The organism is Vibrio sp. 1249-1, from assembly GCF_033340495.1.
Map to the genome: position 1 here is coordinate 1 of NZ_JAWOWJ010000690.1, position 641 is coordinate 641.

A 641-nucleotide genomic window follows, 5' to 3' on the forward strand; every position below is an offset into this window, starting at 1 on the left:
TAACTAGCCAATGTATCTAGTGCCACATCTACCGAATCAATTAACCAAATATCACGAACACACGGAGGACTTCCAGATACTTTAACGTGAAATAAATCTCCATTTTCATCTAATGAAGAAATAGTTTTGGAATCCACATAATTTAGATCAATGTGAACTATCTCACCGTCACTTTTGTAAAACCTGGGATAATTATGAACTGTAACTAGAAGATATCTCATACTATATATTTGCCTTTTGTAGTTAATTTGTCATCGTTTAATGATTTACAGGCGGTATTGCCTCATAGCTAATGTGGTATATTTTTGCATTCTATTAATAGGTGTTCGCATGCACATAACTGTATCTAGTTCTGATAAAAATTTGGACTCTGAACATCACACTTTTGAACAACCTTCCTTGCTGCTTAAAAATCGTATTAAAAGCCCAGAAGCCCAATCCAAATTAAAAATTCTCCGTCTTTCTGATTCAGTACTCAATTGCCACTGTGTATCACCACCAGCCACAATGTATCTACGTAAAAGGGGGGATTACATATTCATGGTGAATCATTATGAGCATGGCCAACATCTGCAAAATTGTCCCTTGTACTCAGACATAAAAGGTTGCAGAGAAGCGGTAAATAGAGATATTTCGCCCTG

The 641-nt window shown here is 36.0% G+C and carries 1 protein-coding gene; it reads left to right on the plus strand.

Features of this window, described 5'->3' with window-relative positions:
• Positions 1-330: 330 nt before the first annotated feature.
• Positions 331-641: hypothetical protein (locus R7Z50_RS28380; protein ID WP_318149866.1), on the plus strand; the 311-nt coding region annotated here is incomplete at its 3' end.